Genomic DNA, 23,298 nt, shown 5'->3' with positions numbered 1-23,298 from the left:
CTTTCATTAATGAAAGCTTCCATTTTAAATTCTATTTATTAACGTTAAACACAATATAAAAACCCTTCATCATCTGGAATTACCGAAGATGACGAAAGGTAATTGTATCATGCTTTATATTTTATACTGATAAATCTTTAACAGTGACGTGAGTTACAAAATAAAAAAATAACGATATAGCAAGGCAATACCTGAAATTAAAATAATAATATTGATAATTTTCAGGAAAGATTCTCGCGATATTTTCAAGGTAATATGGCGCCCAGCCCAAATACCAATCAACATTGCGGGTGAGAACGCTAATGCCATCAGCAGAATATCGACATTCACATAGACACCCATCACTAAAAAGATTGTGACACGCGTTAACGTGCTAAAGCCTATTAATGTCATTTGGGTGATGCGAAAGCGCTGTTTATCGGCTATGCGGCTTGATAAGTACATAGCATAAATAAAGCCACCGCTACCAAATAACGCACTAAAAATACCGCCGATCAAGCTGAAAGGAACAACTAATATCTTAGAAAAATGCGATTGGCCTTTCTTTGAAAAAAAGGCGTTCATAACATAAAAAATCACAAATATACCAAGTAATAAAATCAGAATATCTGGGCGTGTTTTTAGTAAGATAGCCGCACCAATTAAACTCCCCACAACCATGAGTGGAATAATCCATTTTATTTCTTGATAATCCGCGTTTTTACCATCTTTTACTAGATTGATCAGCGCCGCCGTTAAATCAATCAGTGCTAATATAGGCACGATCATATTTAAAGGAAGATACATTGCTAATACAGGCGTGGCTATCAAAGCGGATCCAAACCCAGCCATCCCAAAAACTAAATAAGCGCACAGTAGTGTAAAAAAACAGATCGCCATTTCTAGCGAGAAAAAATCAAACGGCATAATTAGCCCTTACAGGGAGTATTTTTGTTCACTATAATTTTTTCTGAATAAATAAAAAAGCCCTGTTTTTATTACCTAAGTGAACGGATTGATTATTAAATCAGGTTGCCATCTTCATTTTCTTCCATTGTCGAAATATTATGCCTTTATCAGTACGTTTCTGACATAACGTTGTTATGATGGTAGAATTAGCAGCATAATTTAACTTTCAAGGAAGACACAGGGTGGATAAAAAAATCAACATTAAAATTGGTCAAAAAGTACGCTTACTCCGGCAAGCAAGGAACCTCTCCTTGAATGAACTAGCACGTTTATCAGGGATCTCAAAAGCGGCTCTTTCTAAACTGGAGTCTGGCGATTCAAACCCAAGAGTTGATACCTTAGAAGCCATCGCCATCGCATTACGCTTCCCATTGAGTGATCTATTTACATTACAGCATGAAGCCTACCCCTACTTTGTGAAGTCAGCTCCTCAGCAAGGGGATTATTCACAACAATTTAAATTTCGTATCAATATGGGCAATATTTCTGAAATATGGCAGTTGAATATGAAACGAGGCGCCATCATTAATAGCCCCGCACATATGAGCGGAACTCATGAACATATCATGCTGCATACTGGTTCATTGATGTTACGCTTAAAAGATGAACAAACCGTGTTATTAGAAGAAGGGGATTTTTATGCCTTTAGTTGTGATTTTCCCCACTCCTATCTCTGCATGGAGGGGGAATTAAATGCAACAGTCGTGATGACGTACTCGCATCTTAGTGACAGTATCTAAACTTCGACATGCTTCGCATCATAACTGATCCGCAAGATCCCTTTTTTATATTTCATCGACTTAATCACAAACTGGCAAATTTTACCGAGTGAATCAACATGAGTGCCGCCACAAGGCACCTCATCACCTTCAGAAACGCGACAAAGGCGTAACTCTCCTCGTTGTTCAACAGATACAGGATAGTCACTGTGCAAGCGTTGATTGACTAAAGCTTCTATTTCCCTTTCATCTAGTTGTTCAATGGGGGTGGGGTTATCACTAATTGCACTAAACTCTACTCGTGACTCATTCGGAAAATGGTGCCCTTTTTGCCCCTTCCATCCAAAACAAGCCATTTCCCAACTTAATAAGTGCCCCGTCGTATGCAAAGCCGCATGATATTGGCGCTGTGCCTTATCAATTTTCGCACTGACAGCATCACCAACATTCAAATTCTGATCCGGCGCTAAATAAGCAATTATCCAGCCATTTGGGTGTTTCTTAATACGAACAGGCTGATCATTGATCCACCCGGCATCGGCTGGTTGACCTCCGCCTTGTGGATGAAAAATATTATCCCTTAGCGCAACCCATTGCCCCTCATCATCTTGGCCTTTTTCAAGTACAGTTGTTTGAATTTCATAGCGATAAGTATCAGTCAGATAAATATTATTCTGCATAAAATGCCCCACTTATTTGTTGATGCTTTACAGCGTAATGCTGAGTTTGTTATACCACCATTGTTCACTTTAAGAAACAATAGAACATTAAAACAAACAAATGTGCTTAAATTGTGCGTTCAAACCAAATAAAAAATTCAACCTACAGGATAAATGTAGGTTGAATATAGAGAGCCAGTGGCGATGCAATGTTATTGCAAATAGTTTTGCATTGTCTCAAATAGTCTTAGGTCATCACTAAAACGGACTTCCCTAACATCTTCTAGTTTTTCAACTTGATTCACCATTTGTGACAAGCGCTCATCTTTTTGTACTAATAGCCAAATTCGGCTTTCATCTTTATCTTTTATTGGCATACATAAAATGCCGTCCACATTAAAAGCACGACGCGCAAACAGTCCACAAATATGCGACATAACACCAGGATGGTTGCGGACAATAAGTTCTAATGCAATTGGGTGATGTTCAAAAACCATAATTACGCTCCGATCATATCAATATTTGCTGCACCCGGTGGAACCATTGGATAAACCTTTTGATTCACATCGATCAGGGCATGAATTAAGCAAGGACCTTTCGTGTTCATAATCGCTTCTAATGCCATTTCAGGATCCGCTTCCGTATTTAAATCACAGGTTTTCAAACCAAACCCCGCCGCAATTTTAATAAAATCTGTTTGATATGGATAAGCTGCGGCATATATGCGGTTATCAAAAAACAGCTCTTGTTGCTGATACACCATCCCCAATGCTTGGTTATTCATCAGAACAATTTTGATATTTAATTGGTGCTCAACTGCGGTGGCAAGCTCTTGAATATTCATCATCAAGCTGCCGTCACCAGAGAAACATACGATGGTTTGCTCTGGGTTCGCCAATGCCGCACCAATCGCGGCAGGAAGGCCAAAGCCCATCGTGCCTAAACCGCCAGATGTTAACCACTGGCGAGGACGTGATAGCGGATAAACCTGTGCCGCCCACATTTGATGCTGCCCAACGTCAGTGGTCACTATCGCTTCTTCGCCCGCGGCTCTTGCAGCAGCAAGCACTAAGCCGTAATGGCTTAATGGATTATCGGCTTCGCTTAAATTTAATGGGTAGTCCTGCTTTAATTGATTAACTCTTGTCATCCACTCTTCACGTTGATTTTTTTCAACTAACGGCAGTAATAACTCGAGAATTTGCCCTGCATCTGCATTGATAGCAATATCAGGTCGTTTAATTTTACTGATCTCTGCTTTATCAATATCTACATGAATAATTTTGGCATTAGGACAGAATTTTTCTGCACGACCTATCGCTCGGTCATCAAAGCGAGCACCGATAACAATTAGCAAATCAGCTTCTTCCATCACCATATTCGTGCTACGCGCCGCATGCATTCCTAACATTCCCAAGTAGAGCGGGTGGCGCATAGGAATAGTCCCTAATGCCATCAGTGTCATCGTCGTTGGTAATGTCGCTTTCTCTGCAAACGCAATCGCCGTTTCTGTGGAGCCTGAACTAATCACGCCGCCCCCAAAATAAAGTACAGGACGTTTCGACTGATTAATCATTTCCGCCGCTTGGATCACTTTTTCCATCTCAAAGTTCGGCGCCTTATCTTTTGGCTGAATATCTGGCAATGCGTCTAATTCGATCGTTGCCGTCTGCACATCTTTAGGAATATCAATCCATACTGGGCCGGGACGACCGGACTCTGCGATTCGGAAGGCGTCACAAATTACTTGCGGTAATTCATTGATGTTACGAACTAAATAGTTGTGTTTTGTGACAGGAATAGAAATCCCATAAGTATCAACTTCCTGAAAAGCATCGGTGCCAATCATTGAAGAAGGAACTTGGCCTGTAATACAAACCAGTGGAATAGAGTCAAGCTTAGCGTCCGCAATGGCCGTGACTAAATTCGTTGCCCCTGGGCCACTCGATGAAATACACACTGCCGCTTTTCCGGTTGTACGCGCAATACCTTGTGCAATAAAGCCAGCACCTTGCTCATGACGCGCCAAAATATGGCGGATTTGCTTACTTTTACCTAAAGCATCATAAAAAGGGAGGGCTGCACCGCCAGGGATCCCTGAAACAATGGTAATGCCATGTTTTTCTAACAAATGGACTATCAGTTCTGCACCTGTGTAGCAGGTTTTATCTGATGATGTTGTACCCGATTCGCTCATAATCTTATCCTTCACACTAGCCGGTGAGATTCGAGCGGCGATTCATAAAAAAACCCCGCTCGGTTTGCGCCGGCGGGGTTTTTAATCTGCGTTGATTGTTCCCGTTACGGCGCTAAGCCCACGACCACCACCACACGCACGACCACCGCGGCACGTGGCGCGGTTAGTAGTAGGTTTGAATGATGAAGAGTCATGTTCACGGGTTATTCCTGTCTGTCGATATTAATTTGGTTTAAATTATTAATCATTATTTTGTGTAAGTGCATTTAAGAAAACACATCTTGTTCACAATGACAATCATTTTTTCCATTTTTATTCATCTCACATTTAAAACGCGATCAATATCACACTACTAACTTACCAGAGCATTTAACTGGCAATTAGTTATTTTTTGGTTTTATCCACTCGTTAAACCGAGATAACAACCAGGCTCTTAAATTGACTGATATTCCCTCTTGACTTCAAGTTGACTTGAAGTTGTAAGCTGCACATTTCCTGTATTTCACAACAATAAACTGGCAAAGCAAACTCAGCTTAACTGATTATTTCTATTAGTTTATTTGATTTTTAGAGGGTATTATGCCTAAAAATGTTTGGTGGTTAGCTATCGCATTAGCACTGTTTACAACGGGGAATGCTATTGTACTTTCAGTGGCAGTCGTGATCGGCGAGAAACTTGCCGTAGATCCGACTTACTCTACGGTTCCACTCCTGAGCCAATATATTGGTTTAATTATGGCAACCATTCCTATTGCATATTTAATGCAGAAATACTCAAGAAAACTCGGCTTTATACTGGGGAGTTTTTCTGGGATGATCGGAGCCATTCTATCCATTGTTGGTATTATTTATTACAACTTAACCTATTTCTCAATTGGCCTATTCTTTACAGGAATTGCCATTGGTACAGCACAACAATTTCGTTTTGCAGCGCTCGAAGAAGCTCCTAAAGCTTTACATGCTAAAGCGGTTGGGTTAGTGATGAGTGGAGGAATTGCAGCCGCCTTAATCGGCCCAACGTTGGCCGTTATGACACAGCGCTTTTTCACTGAATACCCTTTTGCTGGCCCCTTTAGTGCATTAACGCTCATCTATGTTATCGCTTTTATTTTATTATTAAGAGTGCCTTTGAAAAAAGTCGAACAACAAAGGCAAAACCATAGCAAAGCGAAACGTAGTTATAAACAACTGTATTCACAACCGATATTAAAATTAATTACTATCGTAAGTGCGGTTGGCTATGCGTTAGTGGTATTGACTTTCGCTTCCATTCCACTCTCTATGAAACAACACAATTTCCCCTTCTCTTTAATAGCTCTTGTATTCCAGTGCCATGTACTCGGTATGTTCGCACCCTCTTTTTTTACAGGGCACCTTATTCATCGTATTGGAACAAAAAAGATCATCGTTATCGGTATTTTGTTGCTGTTTCTCTCTGCCACAATAAACCTGCTGGGAAGCCAATTTTATCACTATCTACTATCAGGCATATTCGTTGGTGTCGCGTGGAATTTTATTTTAATCAGTACCACCCAACTATTGCCTCTCGGCTATGAAGATCACGAAAGAGCAAAAGTGCAAGGTATGACAGATTTTCTTATTTATTCTTTTGGTGCTTTAGGTAGCCTTGCAGCCGGTGTGTTATTTTTCTCGCTCGGTTGGCAATTGATGAATGTCCTGTCAATGGTCATTTCAATTTTCATTCTTGTTTTTTGTATTGTTTTAAAAAAACATATTACGCAATGAATTAAACAATAAGATAGGTATTTAATTTTATATATACAGGTGTAATCGTCGTCTGCCATAGTGGAATACACTGTATTATAACCTGTTTAAGTTTTATTTATTCAAAAGCTATCCGATGAGTAATATGCTTATAATCTAACAAATAGGAAATGTATTATGTATAATAAATTACCCATTTCATATAGCAGAAAACATACTCAATTTCAGTCCTCTATTATCTCTGAAATCCTAGTTTGGATAGAAGGAAACCTTACTAATCGATTATCATTAGATGATATTGCACAACATTCTGGATATACCAAATGGCACTTGCAACGGGTATTTCGTAAAATTGTCGGTATGCCTTTAGGGGAATATATACGCCGTCGACGGATCTGTGAAGCGGCGAAAGAGCTACAAACCACAAACCTTCAAGTAATTGATATTGCATTGAAATACCAATTTGACTCCCAACAATCCTTTGCCAAAAGGTTTAAAGCTTATTTAGGTATTTCACCTTCTTTATATCGTCTTTCCGACACTGGTTATAATGACCTCTTGTTACTAGAGCCTAAGGTCGCTTAACCATTGAATATGAAAAGACATCGAAATTTGACGCATTACTGTATTACTGACTAATATGCTCCTAGTAATAATACTTACTGGAGCTTTATTTTTATTTAAATCCATTTGTTATCCTTTTTCCTTTTGATTGAATATTAAGAAACCCTTAATGTTCATCCTCGATAAATATTTTATAATTGATATAAAAAGACAAATTTTCATTATTAGGTTAAATAAAAAACCATACTAATTAGAAACTTTTTATATTTAGGTGTTTTTCTAGACCTATTGCATACGGTGATAATATTAGTGTCATTTTCTACATTCAAATCACAATAATATGATACTCAGTATTAATTTCCTATATTGTAATAGCTTCCCCCATTGGATCATCGGCATATTAAGCGATATTGTTTATCAATGCTATAAATCCCTAAAACCCCCTTACTCTGCCATCACTCGTTCAATTGTTACCAATTAAGTAAAACATCCTTGTTCCACTACGTGGTATTTAGCCCTGCTCTTTCTCAATTACCGCTTGATAACGGACTGGCCGTTTGAGTTTTTTTACTAAGCCATCTTTTTCTGCGCGCTTCAACCACTCATTTAATTGTGATTTGTGTAATTCTGTCTTTGCAATAAGTTCATCAAGTGAAATTGGTTCTTTAGCCAACCCTTGAAGCTCCATTGTGAATAATTGATAAAAATCTACAGGGGTTGAACGCAGCTCCTCAATCTCTATAGACTGCTTTGAAACGGCCAAACTGTCTGTTTGCTCCACAACACTTGATACATTGCTCTCTATCTCTGGCAGGTTGGCTTCTAATATTGGATTAGGCTCTGCAAATAATTCTGGTTGTTCAGGAACGGTAGATGAAAAAAGATCAGGCTGTTCTTCTTTTACCTGCTCAACACTATTGACGTCATTTCTAATAAGTTCTGCAATATTAGAATGTTGCACATCATCCGTTAACCAGCGCGCGCCTTTAGCGACCAAATCAGCATTAGCAGCACTTTTGTCAATTGTCGGCTTGACCCATAGAGGCACCCACATTTTTTTTAGATTTTCTTCAGCACCACTTAACGTGCCCCCTTTTTTACCTGAATGGATCACAAGAGCGCTATCTGCTAAACAGTAAATATACTTATTGCGAGCCATCGCATTACCGGTGCTAAAACCCGCTTCTGGATAAAAAGGTGATACTAATACCGCATGCCCCTCCATTAGCCCTTTACGCCATTTACTACTCGTTGCGGCTTTTAGTAAATTATCCGCCACCACACCAATAATTACGCCACCTTGCCGCATAGCGCCTAACATTGCCGTTTCATCGACACCACGTGCTGCCCCTGAAATAATCGCGACATTATCGGATGCTGCTTTAGCACCAATTTGGTCTGTATAAGTGAGATCAGACACACTTGCATTACGTGAACCAATAACGGCTAATCCCCCCATATTCAATAACGCTTTATTCCCACAACCAAATAACACGGGGGGAGAATCTGTTTTTAACCGCTGTTTTAAACGTTTTGGGTATTCAGGATCAGAACGCGTAACCACCCACAAACCCGCCCGTTGCCATTTCTCTATGGCAAGAGCAAGGCTATGCCCACGGTTCAATAGCTCCACAATCCGTTCTGTACTAATACGAGCATCGTGCCACCCACTGAGTAGTGCCTTCGGATCAGAGACTAAAAGGTCTGCTGGTGTCGTTGATTTTTCTTTCAACCATAACGCAAACCGCCCCCACTCCGTATTAGTGAGCGGCTTGACGGCTTCACTACTTGCCTTGGAAAAATAGCTAGTTAGTAATAAAGTCGCTTGCGCTGTTGGTGACAATGAGCTAGATACATTCATGAGTCTTTTACCGAAGAAGAGGCAAGTGCAACTGGATATACCATACCACTACCTGCCTGCTGTAATAATGCCGCGATGACTGTTAGCGTCCAGCCGGAGTCCACAATGTCATCGACCAAAAGTACGGGCTGCCCACATAATAATTCTGTAATAGCAAATGCGCCATCCAAATTCTGGCACTGGTGGAAACGATTTTGCTGACTTTTTTGTGGCTGGTTATCTTTAATTTTGCTCACAGAATTCACAAATGGCAAGCCTAGTCGCGAGGCTAAACGGCGAGCAAAACTTGGTACTAATTCTGGATGGTTTCGCGATGGTACACAACAGACCCATTGTGGTGCAGGGGTTGGTTTCCAGCGGTTTTGGATCATTTCTGCCATCGCTTCGACTAATTCATCACTAAAATACCCAGCATATTTGTTGTTTGCAACTAAACGCCCCCAACCAGCATCCCCCCAACGTGATAAAACCCGTCCTTCTTGAGCACGGAGATTTTGTGGCAGACTACCTTTAAAGCCATACTCCAAGAAAGCATTAGCGGCAACCTGTGCTTTAGGTTTAATCGCCATCTCGGCGTGCTTAAGAAAAGTTCCCGCCCGATGAACCAAAGCGGGGTCGATGGCTTGGTTGACAACTGGGCGTGCTATACAGGATGCACACTTACCGCAAGGAGTCGGGTCATGATCGTCTAGAGCTTTGCGCAGAAAGGTCATCTTGCATCCACTGTCTTTCAAATAGGCCTGTACTTCTTGCCACTCTTGAACACGCTGTCCTGTTAAATGTTCAATACGCGCATGATCCATTTGGTAATGTACAGGCGTCCTTACCCAGCGGCTGCCATTTTTAATGACGGGCGCCGGGTTTTCCACGCTCAATAATTTAAGTACCTTCTCAATCTGCCCGTAGCGCAGGTTAGTTTTCTCCTCGATATTACGTATTGATAAACCATCACCCTGTTCTAGCGCCTGTAAAACCTCATTGACTTGCATTTCAGATGGAAACGCTGAGCCCCAGAAAAATTCATGAATGTCTCGATCCTCTACACCAGACATTAATACGCCTACTGCATGGTCAATACCACGGCCAGCACGCCCTACTTGCTGATAATAAGCGACAATAGACCCCGGAGCTTGATAGTGAATAACGAAACTTAGGTCGGGTTTATCATACCCCATGCCTAACGCGGTCGTCGCCACCAACACCTTTAATTGATTATTAAATAGTAATTCCTCTAAATGTTGACGGTAAACATTACTATTTTCAAAATCATCACTTTCAACGCTGCTATGATAAGCCTTCGCATCGATACCGTTACGATTTAGCCATTCAGCAACTTGTTCAGCATCACGTACTGTTAATGTGTAAACGATGCCTGTACCCGGCAAATTGGGAATTACCTGAGCTAGCCATGCTAGACGAGAACTTTGATCGGGCAGAACCATGGTTTGCAATGCAAGGCTCTCTCGGATCAATGAACCACGCTGGATCCGGATATGACCAAGTAAGGCCTGAATATCATCGACAACACGATTATTAGCCGTCGCAGTGGTGCCTAATACTGGGGTGTTTGCAGGTAACTGACGCAAAATATTCACAATGCGACGGTAGTCAGGGCGGAAATCATGCCCCCAATCGGAAATACAATGAGTTTCATCAATCACCATCAAAGCGATACGATCTGCAATAGGCTGAAGTACTGTTTCAATAAAACTATCATTAGCTAATCGTTCAGGTGAAATCAACAAACAATCAATTTGATTATTGTGAATACGCTGCGTAACACTTTGCCAATCATCTTGGTTAGTTGAGTTCATCGTCTCAGCCACAATCCCCAAACGTTCCGCTGATTCAATTTGGTTGCGCATCAAGGCCAACAATGGCGATACAATAATCGTTGGCCCCATACCTCTATCGCGGAAAATCTTCGTACTGATAAAATAAACCGAACTCTTCCCCCAACCTGTTCGCTGTACAACGAGTAACTTCTGTCGATGATTTACTAGTGTATCAATCGCTTCCCACTGACCATCTCGAAATTCGGCAGTAGGGCTAGCTAGAGCGGTTCTTAGTAGTTGTAGGGCTTCGGCACGGTTCATTATTACTCCTTAATTTATTCGGTAAGTTCACCGTTGATAAGTTTGGGTAGCAACAAGTCGTGAAATTGCATAATGTTCGCTATATTCAAACAGCCTGATAATTTAGAGCATCGATTTTCAACCTGAATATCACGTGTATTCATTCAAGCTAATAGGAAACAAAAAATATCAACTGCATTAATATTATTTATATTTAAAGGCAATAGCACGACTTCCATTATTATTTTCTCGCTTCATGAACTGCATAATAAAGCCACATTTTACCTTTTCCAGCCGGAGGTAAAAAACTGCGAACGTTCTCAAATTTCTGTTCAATTTATTGATATTAAAATGCTTCTGAAACAATAAATTCATTTGGTAAAAGCACAAACACTCTTTCCGTATTGTTAGCCATTACATATAGCTTCTTTTAGGGAATTATCTTTCAGTCTAATGGAATGATTCTGATTGGTGAAAAGAGAGGGAACGACCACTATTTACCTAAATAAAAATAATATTTCTAGTATTTATTCAACACCCAACATTTGTCTAAAACAAAAAACCTTCTAAATGTTCTCACACTTAGAAGGCTGAAGTTTGTTTTCTGCACTTTGTAAATCAGACGGCTAAAAAAACCTCAGATCTACTTTAATTCGAATTTTTATTCCAATCAGAACGGAATATCGTCATCGAAGTCCATTGGTGGTTCGCTGCTTTGTGGCGCAGGTGCTGGTGAACGCGCTGGGGCGCCGCCACCACTGAATTGCTGAGCCGCTGGTTGCTGAGGCTGACCCCAACCGCTTTGACCACCTTGGCTTTGGCCTGATGATTCGCCACCACGACCGCCTAACATTTGCATTGAGCCACCGATGTTAACCACAACTTCAGTGGTGTAACGGTCTTGACCACTTTGGTCTTGCCATTTGCGAGTCTGCAAAGAACCTTCAATATAGACTTGAGAACCTTTTTTCAGATATTCACCAGCAACTTCAGCTAATTTGCCGAAAATCACGACACGATGCCATTCTGTTTTCTCACGCATTTCACCAGTTTGCTTATCGCGCCAGCTTTCAGAAGTTGCCAGAGTCAGGTTTGCAACAGCACCACCGTTAGGCATGTAACGGATTTCAGGATCTTGCCCTAAGTTACCGATAAGAATTACTTTATTTACGCCTCTGCTGGCCATTTAAACACTCCTGATCCATTAAATTTAATCTCTGTATTAGTCGTGAAGTTTAGCACGACCAACCCATAATGCATACGAATTGCATACTAAAATAGATGTAGCTTGCTCAAGTTGCGAGCAGCTTTGAAAATTTAAATTGTATCGTTCTTGAAGGTTCACAAACTGACAACCTGAATAATTTACTGTGCAGCTACGCGATACATTAATAATTCGACAATGCAAACACCAGCCTTGTTCAGTGCGAATGAATATAATCAACAACGCGACAACTCAAGATCACATGATTATAATCTGTTTTTTAATAAAACACTGTATATTCATTCAGTCTGAATTGTGCGATAATGATTCACTTATGATTGTTCACTATCAAATCATCCGGGAAGTGGTAAATGGATAATATCGAAGTACGCGGTGCCCGCACTCATAATCTGAAAAACATCAATCTCATCATCCCCCGAGACAAACTGATAGTTATTACGGGGTTGTCAGGTTCAGGGAAATCATCATTAGCTTTTGACACACTCTATGCAGAAGGTCAACGGCGCTATGTAGAGTCCTTATCCGCCTATGCAAGGCAATTTCTCTCATTGATGGAGAAACCCGATGTTGATCATATAGAAGGGTTATCACCCGCTATTTCGATTGAACAAAAATCCACCTCTCATAACCCAAGGTCAACGGTGGGCACAATCACCGAAATCCATGACTACTTACGTTTATTATTTGCCCGTGTAGGTGAACCACGCTGCCCAGATCACGATATTCCGCTAGCGGCTCAAACCGTGAGTCAAATGGTCGATAACGTGCTAGCACAGCCTGTTGATCGTCGCATGATGTTATTAGCCCCTGTCGTGAAAGACCGCAAAGGTGAACATGTCAAATTGTTAGATAACTTGGCCTCTCAGGGCTATATTCGTGCACGTATCGACGGTGAAGTGTGTGATCTGTCCGATCCTCCAACGTTGGAGTTACAAAAGAAGCATACCATTGAAGTTGTGGTTGACCGCTTTAAGATCCGTGATGATATCGCACAGCGCCTCGCTGAATCTTTCGAAACCGCTCTTGAGCTATCCGGCGGTACCGCGATTGTTGCCGATATGGATGATCCCGACGCAGAAGAGTTAGTGTTTTCAGCCAATTTTGCCTGCTCGGTATGCGGCTATAGCATGGTGGAATTAGAGCCTCGCTTATTCTCCTTTAATAACCCCGCCGGGGCATGTCCGAGCTGTGATGGCCTTGGTGTTCAACAATTTTTTGATCCTGAAAGGGTGATCCAAAATACCGAGATATCACTCGCAGGTGGGGCTATTCGTGGCTGGGATCGCCGGAACTTCTACTACTTCCAAATGCTGCAATCCCTTGCTGAGCATTATAAATTTGATGTTGAAGCCCCTTATGATTCTCTGAGTCCTTCCATTCAGAAAATTATTCTGTACGGCTCAGGTAAAGAGACGATTGAGTTCAAATATCGTAATGATCGCGGCGATATTACGGTTCGTCACCACCCTTTTGAAGGGGTGCTCAATAACATGGAACGCCGCTATAAAGAAACGGAATCAACGGCGGTACGGGAAGAACTCGCCAAATACATTAGCAATCGCCCTTGTGTGACATGTCACGGAACACGTTTACGTAAAGAGGCGCGTTTTGTTTTTGTCGAAAATACCACGTTGCCTGAAATTGCTGACTACAGTATTGGTCATGCGATGGCGTTTTTCCAAAATCTTAAACTCAGCGGGCAACGGGCAAAAATTGCAGAAAAAGTCCTTAAAGAAATTAGTGACCGATTAAAATTTTTGGTGAATGTTGGTCTTAATTACTTAACGCTTTCTCGTTCGGCAGATACTTTATCGGGCGGTGAGGCGCAACGTATCCGTCTCGCTAGCCAAATTGGTGCAGGCCTTGTCGGGGTCATGTATGTTCTGGATGAACCGTCGATCGGTCTCCATCAACGCGATAATGATCGCTTGTTGGAAACCCTCATTCATCTACGCAATCTAGGTAATACCGTTATTGTGGTAGAGCACGATGAAGATGCTATTCGCGCCGCAGATCATATCATTGATATTGGTCCGGGGGCTGGCGTCCATGGTGGTCAAATCGTTGCACAAGGTACCTTAGAAGATATTGTCGCCAATACAGACTCTTTAACAGGCAAGTTCCTAAGTGGCGAGCGGCGCATTGATATCCCTAAAAAACGGGTTCCCGTCAATAAAGACAAGATGCTCAAACTGTTTGGCGCTAAAGGGAATAACCTGAAAAATGTGACCTTAAAGCTTCCTGTTGGCCTATTTACCTGTATCACTGGGGTATCGGGTTCAGGGAAATCCACATTGATCAACGATACCTTATTCCCTATCGCACAACGTCAATTGAATGGTGCCACCACAATTACACCAGCACCTTATCTTGATGTTGAAGGGCTTGAACACTTTGACAAAGTCATCGATATCGACCAAAGCCCTATCGGGCGAACGCCTCGCTCAAATCCAGCGACTTATACAGGGGTGTTTACACCGATTCGTGAGTTATTTGCTGGTGTACCGGAATCTCGTACTCGTGGCTACAATCCAGGTCGTTTTAGCTTTAACGTTAAAGGGGGGCGCTGTGAAGCCTGCCAAGGTGATGGTGTTATCAAAGTTGAAATGCACTTCTTACCTGACGTTTATGTGCCCTGTGATCAATGTAAAGGTAAGCGCTATAACCGCGAAACATTAGAGATAAAATATAAAGGCAAAAGTATCCACGAAGTGCTTGATATGACTATCGAAGAGGCTCGTGATTTCTTTGATGCTGTGCCAGCACTGGCTCGTAAGCTGCAAACCTTGATGGATGTGGGGTTATCCTATATCCGCTTAGGCCAATCAGCGACGACCTTATCCGGTGGTGAAGCACAACGTGTGAAACTGGCTCGTGAGCTATCGAAACGCGGTACTGGGCAAACCATCTATATCCTTGATGAGCCAACCACTGGGCTGCATTTTGCCGATATTCAGCAGCTCTTGACGGTACTACATCAATTACGTGACCAAGGCAATACGATTGTCGTCATTGAACATAACTTAGATGTGATCAAAACCGCTGATTGGATTGTTGATTTAGGCCCTGAAGGGGGAAGTGGTGGCGGTGAAATCTTGATTTCTGGTACACCTGAAGAAGTGGCTGAATGTGAAAAATCGCATACTGCTCGTTTCTTAAAACCCATCTTAGCACGGGGCTACTAACCACAAGCGTGACAGCGCCTTATTTTGAAATCGAAAAACGCGGGCAAAACCCTAATGCCGATCAGTCAGTTAAGAACTCAATAATAGGTTGAACGATCCTACAGTGCTGTAAAAATCCGTAATCATCCCAAGATTACGGATTTTTTTATGTTACTTAGTCAAGCTCTCAAGACTGTTCAGGCTTTCTCGCCAAAATAATTTACAGCCCTTTCTGAGCTCCTTTCCGCTGAACTCATTGACGAATGTCTCGTGGATACTGGGGCTGTTACAATAAGAAAACGCCGTCTTCCGATGGGAATGATGGTATGGGCTGTAATGGAAATCTCTCTTTTTCGTTCTCTTTCCATGGCTCAAGTCTAAGCCTACTTTCCGCAGTAGCTCCGGGGAAAATACCGAAATTCATCAATGAGATATTGGCTATGGTTGGAAGTTTTGTACTACCTAGTAGACGACAAAGGCATTACCCTCGAGCAGTAAAGAAAAAGCCGCAACGGTATCCGTTACGGCGATATTAATGACTTAACTGACAAGCATTACGGGCTAACCCCGGCTTTCTTTAATAAGGGGGTTCCAATGAAAGGCCAAGCAAAGAAAGGAGGGGAATTAGGCGTCAATGGCGAGTATTACAAAGGTGGTCAATTTATGCCGAGGAGTGCCAGTACCGTTAAAGGCGAGCACTGTTCAACGAGTCGTAAAACGGGAAAGAAACGACGTGTGCTGATCGAACCTGGCATTCTCGTCGAAGTTAACCATGACGAAAACGCCATTTTTGCACGTATCAGTGCATTCGTTGCTGTTGAGAACGGTTTTATGCGCCAGACCGCCAGTGCGCATACGGTCGCCTATTATGGTTTGGAAACGTCCTTGCCAGATCTTATCCGCCGTTATAATGCAGGTGAACGGTATTGTTGATTGTTCGATATTGATAAAAATAAGAACGGGTTTATACTAATAGTTAATAATAGTTGGTAACTAGTAGGGATTTTAACCATGTCAACGAGTGTAGCTTTAAGCCCTTACTTTGAGGAATTTATCCAAAGTCAGATTAAGAGCGGGCGATATAATAATACAAGTGAAGTGATCCGTGCAGGACTTCGCGCTTTAGAAGAGCAGGAAAATCAATTAAAACTTGCCGCACTTCAAACGGCAATAGTTGACGGTATTAATAGCGGTGAAAGTAAAGATGCGAGCGCGGTATTTAGCCGTTTATCAAGTAAGTATGCCACATTGGCTGAGGATAACGGTAGCAAATGAAATTGGGTATATCACCGCTGGCAGTACAGGATTTAGAATCGATCGGTGACTGGATAGCAAAGGATAATCCCATTAGGGCCCTGAGTTTTATTGAAGAGCTGTATCAAAAATGTCTTCTTATTGCAGACTCTCCGACCCTCTATGCTGAACGCCCAGAAATTTTGCCAGGCTTGAGAAGCTGTGCTTATGGCCGATACCTGTTATTTTTCCGCGTACTGGAAGCTGAAGTACGCATAGAGCGCATACTCCACGGCTCCAGAGATATTCCTGCGCATTTCAGTTAACGATATACGCGGAACAGTGGCTTTTCTCGTTGTGGAAAATGGGATAATGGGGAAGACTGCAAGTGAAAAGGCCATTGCCTATCATGGGCTTACTGAGTCGTTACCGGACCTGATCAAACGGTTCAATGCGGTCGAACGATACCGATGAGGGTGACCCCTCACCAAAGCTGTCATGACAGTTGCTATCTTATCTTTTTATGAATGAAAAATAACAATATTAGCAAAATAGGAGTGCCAAAAATAACATAAGCCATTGCAGTGTCATGATTCATTCGCAAACTCTCTACGAAAGCGCGCCAAACGGTAACTGGATCATCATTACCTATCACTGTGTAGTTGTATGTAAAGCTTGAACTAAACCCGAATTCAAAAATTCCCAAGCCTAAATAAAATAATAAAACCAACAAAATAGTCAAAAACCATCTTAAAAACGTTCTATTTATCATAAGTGCTACCCAAGACATCGCCACCCATTTCACCACCATCAAAACTTGTTGCCTCTCCGCCTATTTTCGCTGACGATGTGGCAAATTCAAAAAATAGAATCATAGTCCCTTTATCTGATGGCGTGAGATTGTCGATATTTGGATACTGTTTATGGAAATCACTTGTGACTTCAATGACATCAAACTTATTAAAATTATCCTTCTTACCATCCAAATAATTCAGGAATGAAACAGGCACCGTGAACGCCTCTTCTCGTTCGATCGGATACTGCGTTCTCATTGGTGTATAACTCTCTTCAAATATCCCTGTGCCAGATTGCTTTAACCCTTTTACACCCCAAGCACGCAAAAAGTGGGCTAACTCCCCAATAACATTGAGAGCCCGATTGATAACAAAAAATATCAATGGAAAGGGTGTTCAGATATTAACATCAATGAGTGAGCCACTTCGATACCCCAAAGCCGATATTGCAGACCTTTATAGGCATCGTTGGGAAATAGAGCATGGCTTCAGGGAAATGAAGCAGCATATGTTGAATAATGAACTCACATTGAGGAGCAAAAAGCCAGCATTGGTAAATCAAGAATTATGGGGAATAGTACTCGCGTATAACTTACTGCGATTTATGATGGCACAGATGGCATACAGCCTGAAAGATACAGAACCGTATCAGATGGGATTTAAACAAACTGCGCTATACCTGAGTGCTCAACTAAGCCTACTTTCCGCAGTAGCTCCGGGGAAAATACCGAAATTCATCAATGATGATATTGGCTATGGCTGGAAGTTTTGTACTACCTAGTAGGCGACAAAGGCATTACCCCGAGCAGTAAAGAAAAAGCCGCAACGGTATCCGTTACGGCGATATTAATGACTTAACTGACAAGCATTAGGGCAAAACCCGCGTTTTTTAATCAATAATTCACGAATTATTTGCTTACAGCAGCGAACGCTTCAACAATACGTTGAACATTATGACGGTTTACACCAGCCATACAAACACGCCCCGTACCCACTAAGTAGACAGCAAACTCATCTTTCAAACGCGCAACCTGCTCTTTCGAGAAGCCTGTGTAACTAAACATACCGCGTTGTTTTAACAGATGGTCAAAGTTTTTTTCTGGTAGTGCTTTTTTCAGTTCATCCACCAGAACAGTACGCATTTCTAAAATACGTACGCGCATCTCTTCAACTTCCTTCAACCATTGTGCTTTCTGTTCACTGTTTGTGAGAACTTGCGCCACAATTTTAGCCCCATTTGACGGTGGGCTTGAGTATAGGCGACGTACCCCTGCTTTTAATTGGCCTAATACGCGGTCACGTTCTTCTTGGCTTTCACAAATAACTGACAAACCACCAGCACGTTCACCATAGATACCAAAAATTTTAGAGAATGAATTACTCACAAACACAGGCAAGCCTGCTTTTACCATCGCACGGATAGCATAAGCATCTTCTTCAATACCTTCCGCAAATCCTTGATATGCAATATCCAAGAATGGGATCAGTTTTTGTGCCTTAGCCACTTTAGTCACTTCATCCCACTGCTCTGGCGTGAGATCTGAACCGGTTGGGTTATGGCAGCAAGGGTGCATTAAAATGATGCTATTTTCTGGTAATGTCTTAAATGTTGCCAGCATTTCAGCAAATTTTACCCCTTTGCTCTTTTCATCAAAGTAAGGGTAATAGTGAACTTTAGTGCCTGCTCCAGAGAAAATTGATGCATGGTTTTCCCATGTAGGGTCACTGCACCACACCTCTGATTTAGGGAAGTAATGGTTGAGGAAATCCGCACCCAATTTTAGTGCCCCTGAACCACCGATAGTTTGTACTGTCGCGATACGTTCTTGCGCAATAAGAGGACAATCAGCACCGAAGAGTAATTTTTGGATCTCTAGGCGATAATCTTTGAGACCTTCCATCGGTAAATACAGTGACGCGCTTGCTGGTAACTTGTTTAATTCCGCTTTCGCATGACCAACAGTTTTCAGCTCAGGTGTTTTACCTTCCCCATCATAGTATAAGCCGATACTCAGGTTGATCTTGTTTTCACGAGTATCTTTATTAAATTCATCCATCAGCGATAAGATCGGATCGCCCGGGTAAGAATCAACATGTTGGTACACAGTACATCTCCATAATCAGATAAAAATAATATTTTTTTGTTTCGTCTTTTGAAAATAACCCTTTGTTTGCTATTCGTCTACATATTCCATGACAACTCTTGAGGTTAATTTAGTCAGTAACTCATAATTGATAATGCCTGTTTGTGCGGCGATTTCTTCAACTGGCAGAGATTTCCCCCATAAAATCACCTCATCACCCACTTTATCATTGGCATTTGGCCCAAGATCAACGGTGATCATATCCATTGAAACTCGTCCTACAATAGGCACTTTTCGCCCATTTACCAAAACTGGCGTACCTGAAGGCGCGCTTCGGGGATAACCATCACCATAACCTATCGCAACAACGCCCAACCGAGTGTCACGCTGGCTACACCATGTTGCACCATAACCCACACATTGCCCAGCAGCATGCTCCCTAACAGCAATCAATGTTGATTTTAGTGTCATCACACTTTGTAAGCCAAAATGCTCGGCGGATGTGCCTTCTTGAGGGGAGGCACCATACATGATGATCCCCGGCCTAACCCAGTCATAATGGGCATCTGGCCATAATAAGATCCCTGCCGATGCCGCAATCGATTTTTCTCCGGCCTTATTGGCAACAAACTGTTTAAAGCAGTGAATTTGATTTGCTGTTGTCGGTAATTCAGGCTCATCAGCCTGACAGAAATGGCTGATAATATTGATGGGGTGTTTGACGTTTTTACACGCTTGCAAGCGCTGATAGAATGCTTCCGCATCTTGAGGCAACACGCCTAAGCGGTGCATGCCTGTGTCGAGTTTCATCCAAACTTTAATCGGGTTCGCCAATTCGGTTGCTTCCAGCATTGCAAGCTGTTCAACACAGTGGATAACCGTATCGATTTGATGTTCCACTAACAAGGGGAGATCAGAATGTTCGAAAAAACCTTCAAGTAATACAATAGGAGCCGTTATCCCTCGTTCCCTCAGTGCCAAAGCTTCTTTAAGTCGGGCGACACCAAAACCATCAACGAGATCTTCAAGGGTGGTGCTGACTTCGGTTAATCCATGGCCATAAGCATTTGCTTTAACAATGGCAATTAAACGGCTGTGTGGTGCGAGTTCTCTAACTCGTTGCAGATTATGTCGCAGAGCGCGGCGGTTAATTAAAGCGGTTGCCGCTTTCATTATGTCCTCTTTTTACTTTCTTATAAATCATCCAAGATGCAGCTCAGCGCCAAAGATAGATAAGCCGCTTGCTGCATACATACGCATCTGACTAGCCCACATGAGCCTAGCCAACAACACTGCCGCTTTTAGTATGACAGCTCACTCATCGTCATAGGCAGGCCCCGCATAGTTATCAAAGCGAGACCATTGACCATTGAACGTTAATCGAACCGTACCAATCGGACCGTTACGCTGTTTACCGATAATGATTTCCGCCACCCCTTTCAAGTCACTGTTATCGTGATAAACCTCATCACGATAGATAAACATAATAAGGTCAGCATCCTGCTCAATAGAGCCTGACTCACGTAAGTCTGAGTTGACTGGACGCTTATCCGCGCGTTGTTCCAAGCTCCGGTTAAGCTGTGATAGCGCCACAACAGGCACATTAAGTTCTTTAGCTAATGCCTTCAGTGACCGAGAAATTTCAGCAATTTCAAGTGTACGGTTATCCGATAATGCAGGGACTCTCATTAACTGTAAATAGTCAATCATAATCAGACTTAAACCACCATGCTCTCGATAGATACGACGCGCACGGGAACGTACTTCTGTTGGTGTTAAGCCAGAGGAGTCATCGATGTACATGTTGCGCTTTTCTGACAAAATCCCCATGGTGCTAGAAATACGCGCCCAATCCTCGTCGTCAAGCTGGCCTGTACGAATACGTGTTTGATCAACACGCGATAAGGAGGCCAACATACGCATCATGATCTGGCTACCGGGCATCTCCAAACTGAAGATCAACACGGGTTTTTCTTCCGTCATCGCTGCATTTTCACACAAGTTCATCGCAAAAGTGGTTTTCCCCATTGATGGACGAGCTGCAACAATAATAAGGTCAGAGCCTTGTAGACCCGCCGTTTTCTTATCGAGATCTTGGTAACCTGTCGACACCCCTGTCACACCATCGTGAGGTTGCTGATACAGTTTTTCTATTTTTTCAATGGTTTCAGCCAAAATTGCTTCAATATCTTTTGGCCCTTCGTCCTTATTCGCTCTCGACTCTGCAATTTGGAACACCTTCGTTTCGGCAAAGTCGAGTAAATCTTCACTGCTACGCCCCTGTGGGTCGTAACCCGCATCGGCGATATCATTCGCGACTTTGATCATGTCACGCACAACAGCACGTTCGCGGACGATGTCGGCGTAAGCATTGATATTCGCGGCACTTGGGGTATTTTTTGATAACTCGGCAAGGTAAGCAAACCCCCCGACATCATCCAATTTACCTTCCTGTTCAAGGGATTCGGATAATGTGATCAAATCGATGGGTTTACCCTGCTCAAGCAGAGTTTGCATTTGAGCAAAAATGGTACGATGCGGATGACTGTAAAAGTCTGCATGGGTGACACGCTCGGAAACAGTATCCCAACGGTCATTATCCAGCATCAACCCTCCCAATACAGACTGCTCGGCTTCGATAGAGTGTGGTGGAAGTTTTAAGCCTTCCATTTGCTGATCGCGCGGCGCACTGTACTTGTTTTCTGAAGGGTATTTCTTAGCCATACTTTCTTATCCACATCCATAATTAACTAGCACATTAGTATACGCCAAACTTGTTACTGACGTTGGCTTTCTTTGTGTTTTTCTAACGGGTATTGTGCCTTTCGTCGCTGTGGCACTAACCAATAATTCTATCATCAAACCATAGCGTTATTATTGCGTGATTGATATGGTAGGCAAATCAAACGCGAAATCATTTGTGTTGTTTGTTGAAGGCAAGAAATTATCCCTATTGAGCCAGCGATGAGAAAATGGGCGTTGTCTGCCCATCATCCAGCCGGTAATTTGATTATACGACAAGTACAAGCAGACTGTTCCTATCGGAGATGATCATGGTAAAACGTATTGAATTTGCACAACATGGTGGCCCAGAAGTTCTCAGCTATTCCGATTTCGACCTAAAAGAGCCTGCCGATAACGAAATTCAGATAGAAAATCATGCAATCGGCATCAACTATATTGATACTTATGTCCGTAGTGGGTTATACCCCGTCGCGAGTTTACCATCGGGACTTGGTACTGAAGCTGCGGGCATTGTGGTAAAAACCGGCTCCCAAGTGACAGGTTTTCGCCCAGGTGACCGAGTGATGTATGCTCAAGGCCCGCTAGGTGCTTATAGTGAAGTTCATAATGTTCCTGAACATGCCGTTGCCCATCTTCCTGATGGAATTTCATTTCAACAGGCTGCCGCCTGTGGCCTGAAAGGTATGACTGTCTATTATCTGCTGAATCAAACCTATCAAATCAAACGAGATGAAATCTTTTTATTCCATGCGGCTGCGGGTGGTGTAGGCCTGATTGCTTGCCAATGGGCAAAAGCGCTTGGCGCTAAAATGATTGGTACCGTTGGCAGCGCTGAAAAAGCCGAGCGCGCTAAAGCGGCGGGGGCATGGGAAGTCATCAATTATCAAACAGAAGATATCGCGGCACGAGTCAAAGAGATCACTCAAGGTGAAAAGGTGAATGTCGTGTACGACTCAGTGGGCCAATCAACTTGGATTGCCTCATTAGATTCACTAAAACGCCGAGGTTTAATGGTGAGCTTTGGTAACGCATCCGGCCCTGTGACCGGCGTGAACTTAGGGATTTTAAACCAAAAAGGCGGTTTATACGTCACTCGCCCATCATTAGGGGTCTATGTCACTAATCGGGCGGAGTTAGATCAGGCAAGCCATGCGCTGTTTGATATGATCTTAAGTGGCAAATTGAATGTGGATGTCCCTGAAAAACAGATCTTTGCCTTGAAAGATGTGCAAACGGCCCACCGCACATTAGAGTCGAGAAAAACCCAAGGCTCTAGCCTGCTAATCCCATAATTTTGAGTGAGAT

General features: G+C 42.5%; 21 protein-coding genes and 1 pseudogene. 10 read left to right on the top strand and 12 right to left on the bottom strand.

Translation table 11 applies throughout. The features are described from left to right. Positions 1–153 precede the first annotated feature (153 nt). Positions 154–906 (bottom strand): sulfite exporter TauE/SafE family protein, encoded by a 753-nt coding sequence (locus I3B46_RS02505; RefSeq protein WP_014656867.1) that lies wholly within the window; start codon positions 904–906, stop codon positions 154–156. Positions 907–1,130: 224 nt separating this feature from the next. On the opposite strand from I3B46_RS02505, the gene I3B46_RS02500 reads away from it, so the two are divergent. Then, on the top strand, positions 1,131–1,688 hold the full coding sequence (locus I3B46_RS02500) for a helix-turn-helix domain-containing protein (protein WP_004924471.1): 558 nt from the start codon (positions 1,131–1,133) through the stop codon (positions 1,686–1,688). On the opposite strand, the gene I3B46_RS02495 is transcribed toward I3B46_RS02500, so the two are convergent. The 4 genes from I3B46_RS02495 to ivbL all read right to left on the bottom strand — a co-directional run bounded on the left by I3B46_RS02495 (position 1,685) and on the right by ivbL (position 4,717). Further along, positions 1,685–2,347 carry a hypothetical protein gene (locus tag I3B46_RS02495; RefSeq protein ID WP_060560926.1) on the bottom strand — a complete coding sequence of 221 codons (663 nt, stop codon included), beginning with the start codon at positions 2,345–2,347 and terminating at the stop codon, positions 1,685–1,687. The two genes, I3B46_RS02500 and I3B46_RS02495, sit on opposite strands and share 4 nt — an antisense overlap. A gap of 191 nt (positions 2,348–2,538) precedes the next feature. Then, positions 2,539–2,823, bottom strand: coding sequence for an acetolactate synthase small subunit (ilvN, locus tag I3B46_RS02490; protein ID WP_004924476.1), 285 nt, complete (start codon positions 2,821–2,823; stop codon positions 2,539–2,541). Between the two features lie 2 nt (positions 2,824–2,825). Beyond that, positions 2,826–4,523, bottom strand: coding sequence for an acetolactate synthase large subunit (ilvB, locus tag I3B46_RS02485; protein ID WP_014656869.1), 1,698 nt, complete (start codon positions 4,521–4,523; stop codon positions 2,826–2,828). A gap of 104 nt (positions 4,524–4,627) precedes the next feature. After that, complete coding sequence (ivbL, locus tag I3B46_RS02480; protein ID WP_154598840.1) at positions 4,628–4,717, bottom strand: ilvB operon leader peptide IvbL; 90 nt, start codon at positions 4,715–4,717, stop codon at positions 4,628–4,630. A 385-nt stretch (positions 4,718–5,102) separates the two neighbouring features. Here ivbL and I3B46_RS02475 point away from each other — a divergent pair, with 385 nt between their 5' ends. Both I3B46_RS02475 and aarP read left to right on the top strand, forming a co-directional pair. Then, positions 5,103–6,269: an MFS transporter gene (locus I3B46_RS02475; RefSeq protein ID WP_104873019.1), complete on the top strand. Its 1,167-nt coding sequence runs from the start codon at positions 5,103–5,105 to the stop codon at positions 6,267–6,269. A 156-nt stretch (positions 6,270–6,425) separates the two neighbouring features. Continuing rightward, complete coding sequence (aarP, locus tag I3B46_RS02470; protein ID WP_004924490.1) at positions 6,426–6,833, top strand: HTH-type transcriptional activator AarP; 408 nt, start codon at positions 6,426–6,428, stop codon at positions 6,831–6,833. A gap of 490 nt (positions 6,834–7,323) precedes the next feature. Here the strand turns inward: aarP and I3B46_RS02465 are convergent, their stop codons facing one another. The 3 genes from I3B46_RS02465 to I3B46_RS02455 form a co-directional block, all read right to left on the bottom strand. Then, positions 7,324–8,673 carry a DNA-processing protein DprA gene (locus I3B46_RS02465; protein WP_104873020.1) on the bottom strand — a complete coding sequence of 450 codons (1,350 nt, stop codon included), beginning with the start codon at positions 8,671–8,673 and terminating at the stop codon, positions 7,324–7,326. Then, complete coding sequence (locus tag I3B46_RS02460) at positions 8,670–10,769, bottom strand: RecQ family ATP-dependent DNA helicase (protein WP_004924500.1); 2,100 nt, start codon at positions 10,767–10,769, stop codon at positions 8,670–8,672. The genes I3B46_RS02465 and I3B46_RS02460 overlap by 4 nt, the downstream gene beginning before the upstream one ends. Positions 10,770–11,418: 649 nt before the next feature. Continuing rightward, complete coding sequence (locus tag I3B46_RS02455; protein WP_004924506.1) at positions 11,419–11,934, bottom strand: single-stranded DNA-binding protein; 516 nt, start codon at positions 11,932–11,934, stop codon at positions 11,419–11,421. A 389-nt stretch (positions 11,935–12,323) separates the two neighbouring features. On the opposite strand from I3B46_RS02455, the gene uvrA reads away from it, so the two are divergent. The 5 genes from uvrA to I3B46_RS02430 all read left to right on the top strand — a co-directional run bounded on the left by uvrA (position 12,324) and on the right by I3B46_RS02430 (position 16,696). Next, positions 12,324–15,158: an excinuclease ABC subunit UvrA gene (gene uvrA, locus I3B46_RS02450; protein WP_014656873.1), complete on the top strand. Its 2,835-nt coding sequence runs from the start codon at positions 12,324–12,326 to the stop codon at positions 15,156–15,158. 249 nt (positions 15,159–15,407) lie between these two features. Further along, positions 15,408–15,518 (top strand): transposase domain-containing protein, encoded by a 111-nt coding sequence (locus tag I3B46_RS22620; RefSeq protein ID WP_350244674.1) that lies wholly within the window; start codon positions 15,408–15,410, stop codon positions 15,516–15,518. 213 nt (positions 15,519–15,731) lie between these two features. Continuing rightward, positions 15,732–16,070: a hypothetical protein gene (locus I3B46_RS02440; protein ID WP_104873021.1), complete on the top strand. Its 339-nt coding sequence runs from the start codon at positions 15,732–15,734 to the stop codon at positions 16,068–16,070. 78 nt (positions 16,071–16,148) lie between these two features. Continuing rightward, the gene (locus tag I3B46_RS02435; protein WP_004924521.1) at positions 16,149–16,412 is read left to right on the top strand and encodes a type II toxin-antitoxin system ParD family antitoxin; all 264 of its coding nucleotides are present in this window, start codon (positions 16,149–16,151) and stop codon (positions 16,410–16,412) included. After that, positions 16,409–16,696 (top strand): type II toxin-antitoxin system RelE/ParE family toxin, encoded by a 288-nt coding sequence (locus tag I3B46_RS02430; protein ID WP_014656874.1) that lies wholly within the window; start codon positions 16,409–16,411, stop codon positions 16,694–16,696. Before I3B46_RS02435 ends, I3B46_RS02430 begins: the two co-directional genes overlap by 4 nt. 435 nt (positions 16,697–17,131) lie before the next feature. Here the strand turns inward: I3B46_RS02430 and I3B46_RS02425 are convergent, their stop codons facing one another. Then, complete coding sequence (locus I3B46_RS02425; protein WP_060560920.1) at positions 17,132–17,491, bottom strand: hypothetical protein; 360 nt, start codon at positions 17,489–17,491, stop codon at positions 17,132–17,134. On the opposite strand from I3B46_RS02425, the pseudogene I3B46_RS02420 reads away from it, so the two are divergent. After that, positions 17,475–18,014 (top strand): annotated as a pseudogene (locus I3B46_RS02420) (transposase); the annotation flags it as partial. The gene I3B46_RS02425 and the pseudogene I3B46_RS02420 overlap by 17 nt on opposite strands. Before the next feature lie 58 nt (positions 18,015–18,072). Here I3B46_RS02420 and I3B46_RS02415 read toward each other — a convergent pair. From I3B46_RS02415 to dnaB, 3 genes are all read right to left on the bottom strand, one after another. Then, positions 18,073–19,269 (bottom strand): amino acid aminotransferase, encoded by a 1,197-nt coding sequence (locus I3B46_RS02415; protein WP_014656877.1) that lies wholly within the window; start codon positions 19,267–19,269, stop codon positions 18,073–18,075. A gap of 69 nt (positions 19,270–19,338) precedes the next feature. Beyond that, positions 19,339–20,421 carry an alanine racemase gene (alr, locus tag I3B46_RS02410; protein WP_004924542.1) on the bottom strand — a complete coding sequence of 361 codons (1,083 nt, stop codon included), beginning with the start codon at positions 20,419–20,421 and terminating at the stop codon, positions 19,339–19,341. Between the two features lie 141 nt (positions 20,422–20,562). Then, positions 20,563–21,972: a replicative DNA helicase gene (gene dnaB / locus I3B46_RS02405; RefSeq protein ID WP_004924545.1), complete on the bottom strand. Its 1,410-nt coding sequence runs from the start codon at positions 21,970–21,972 to the stop codon at positions 20,563–20,565. Between the two features lie 329 nt (positions 21,973–22,301). Here dnaB and I3B46_RS02400 point away from each other — a divergent pair, with 329 nt between their 5' ends. After that, complete coding sequence (locus I3B46_RS02400; protein ID WP_036942008.1) at positions 22,302–23,285, top strand: NADPH:quinone reductase; 984 nt, start codon at positions 22,302–22,304, stop codon at positions 23,283–23,285. The last annotated feature ends 13 nt before the right edge of the window (positions 23,286–23,298 follow it).

Source organism: Providencia sp. 2.29 (genome assembly GCF_015832305.1).
GTDB lineage: Bacteria > Pseudomonadota > Gammaproteobacteria > Enterobacterales > Enterobacteriaceae > Providencia > Providencia stuartii.
Note: the sequence above shows the minus strand (reverse complement) of the source record. Positions and strands in the feature narration are given on the sequence as shown.

Excerpts from the sequence above, each read along its gene's own strand:
- aarP (WP_004924490.1), top strand. The coding sequence starts at position 6,426 with ATGTATAATAAATTACCCATTTCATATAGCAGAAAACATACTCAATTT.
- I3B46_RS02400 (WP_036942008.1), top strand. The coding sequence starts at position 22,302 with ATGGTAAAACGTATTGAATTTGCACAACATGGTGGCCCAGAAGTTCTC.
- I3B46_RS02465 (WP_104873020.1), bottom strand. The coding sequence starts at position 8,673 with ATGAATGTATCTAGCTCATTGTCACCAACAGCGCAAGCGACTTTATTA.
- ilvN (WP_004924476.1), bottom strand. The coding sequence starts at position 2,823 with ATGGTTTTTGAACATCACCCAATTGCATTAGAACTTATTGTCCGCAAC.
- ivbL (WP_154598840.1), bottom strand. The coding sequence starts at position 4,717 with ATGACTCTTCATCATTCAAACCTACTACTAACCGCGCCACGTGCCGCG.
- dnaB (WP_004924545.1), bottom strand. The coding sequence starts at position 21,972 with ATGGCTAAGAAATACCCTTCAGAAAACAAGTACAGTGCGCCGCGCGAT.
- I3B46_RS02430 (WP_014656874.1), top strand. The coding sequence starts at position 16,409 with ATGAAATTGGGTATATCACCGCTGGCAGTACAGGATTTAGAATCGATC.
- I3B46_RS02435 (WP_004924521.1), top strand. The coding sequence starts at position 16,149 with ATGTCAACGAGTGTAGCTTTAAGCCCTTACTTTGAGGAATTTATCCAA.
- uvrA (WP_014656873.1), top strand. The coding sequence starts at position 12,324 with ATGGATAATATCGAAGTACGCGGTGCCCGCACTCATAATCTGAAAAAC.
- I3B46_RS02495 (WP_060560926.1), bottom strand. The coding sequence starts at position 2,347 with ATGCAGAATAATATTTATCTGACTGATACTTATCGCTATGAAATTCAA.
- I3B46_RS02460 (WP_004924500.1), bottom strand. The coding sequence starts at position 10,769 with ATGAACCGTGCCGAAGCCCTACAACTACTAAGAACCGCTCTAGCTAGC.
- ilvB (WP_014656869.1), bottom strand. The coding sequence starts at position 4,523 with ATGAGCGAATCGGGTACAACATCATCAGATAAAACCTGCTACACAGGT.
- I3B46_RS02505 (WP_014656867.1), bottom strand. The coding sequence starts at position 906 with ATGCCGTTTGATTTTTTCTCGCTAGAAATGGCGATCTGTTTTTTTACA.
- I3B46_RS02455 (WP_004924506.1), bottom strand. The coding sequence starts at position 11,934 with ATGGCCAGCAGAGGCGTAAATAAAGTAATTCTTATCGGTAACTTAGGG.
- alr (WP_004924542.1), bottom strand. The coding sequence starts at position 20,421 with ATGAAAGCGGCAACCGCTTTAATTAACCGCCGCGCTCTGCGACATAAT.
- I3B46_RS02440 (WP_104873021.1), top strand. The coding sequence starts at position 15,732 with ATGAAAGGCCAAGCAAAGAAAGGAGGGGAATTAGGCGTCAATGGCGAG.
- I3B46_RS02475 (WP_104873019.1), top strand. The coding sequence starts at position 5,103 with ATGCCTAAAAATGTTTGGTGGTTAGCTATCGCATTAGCACTGTTTACA.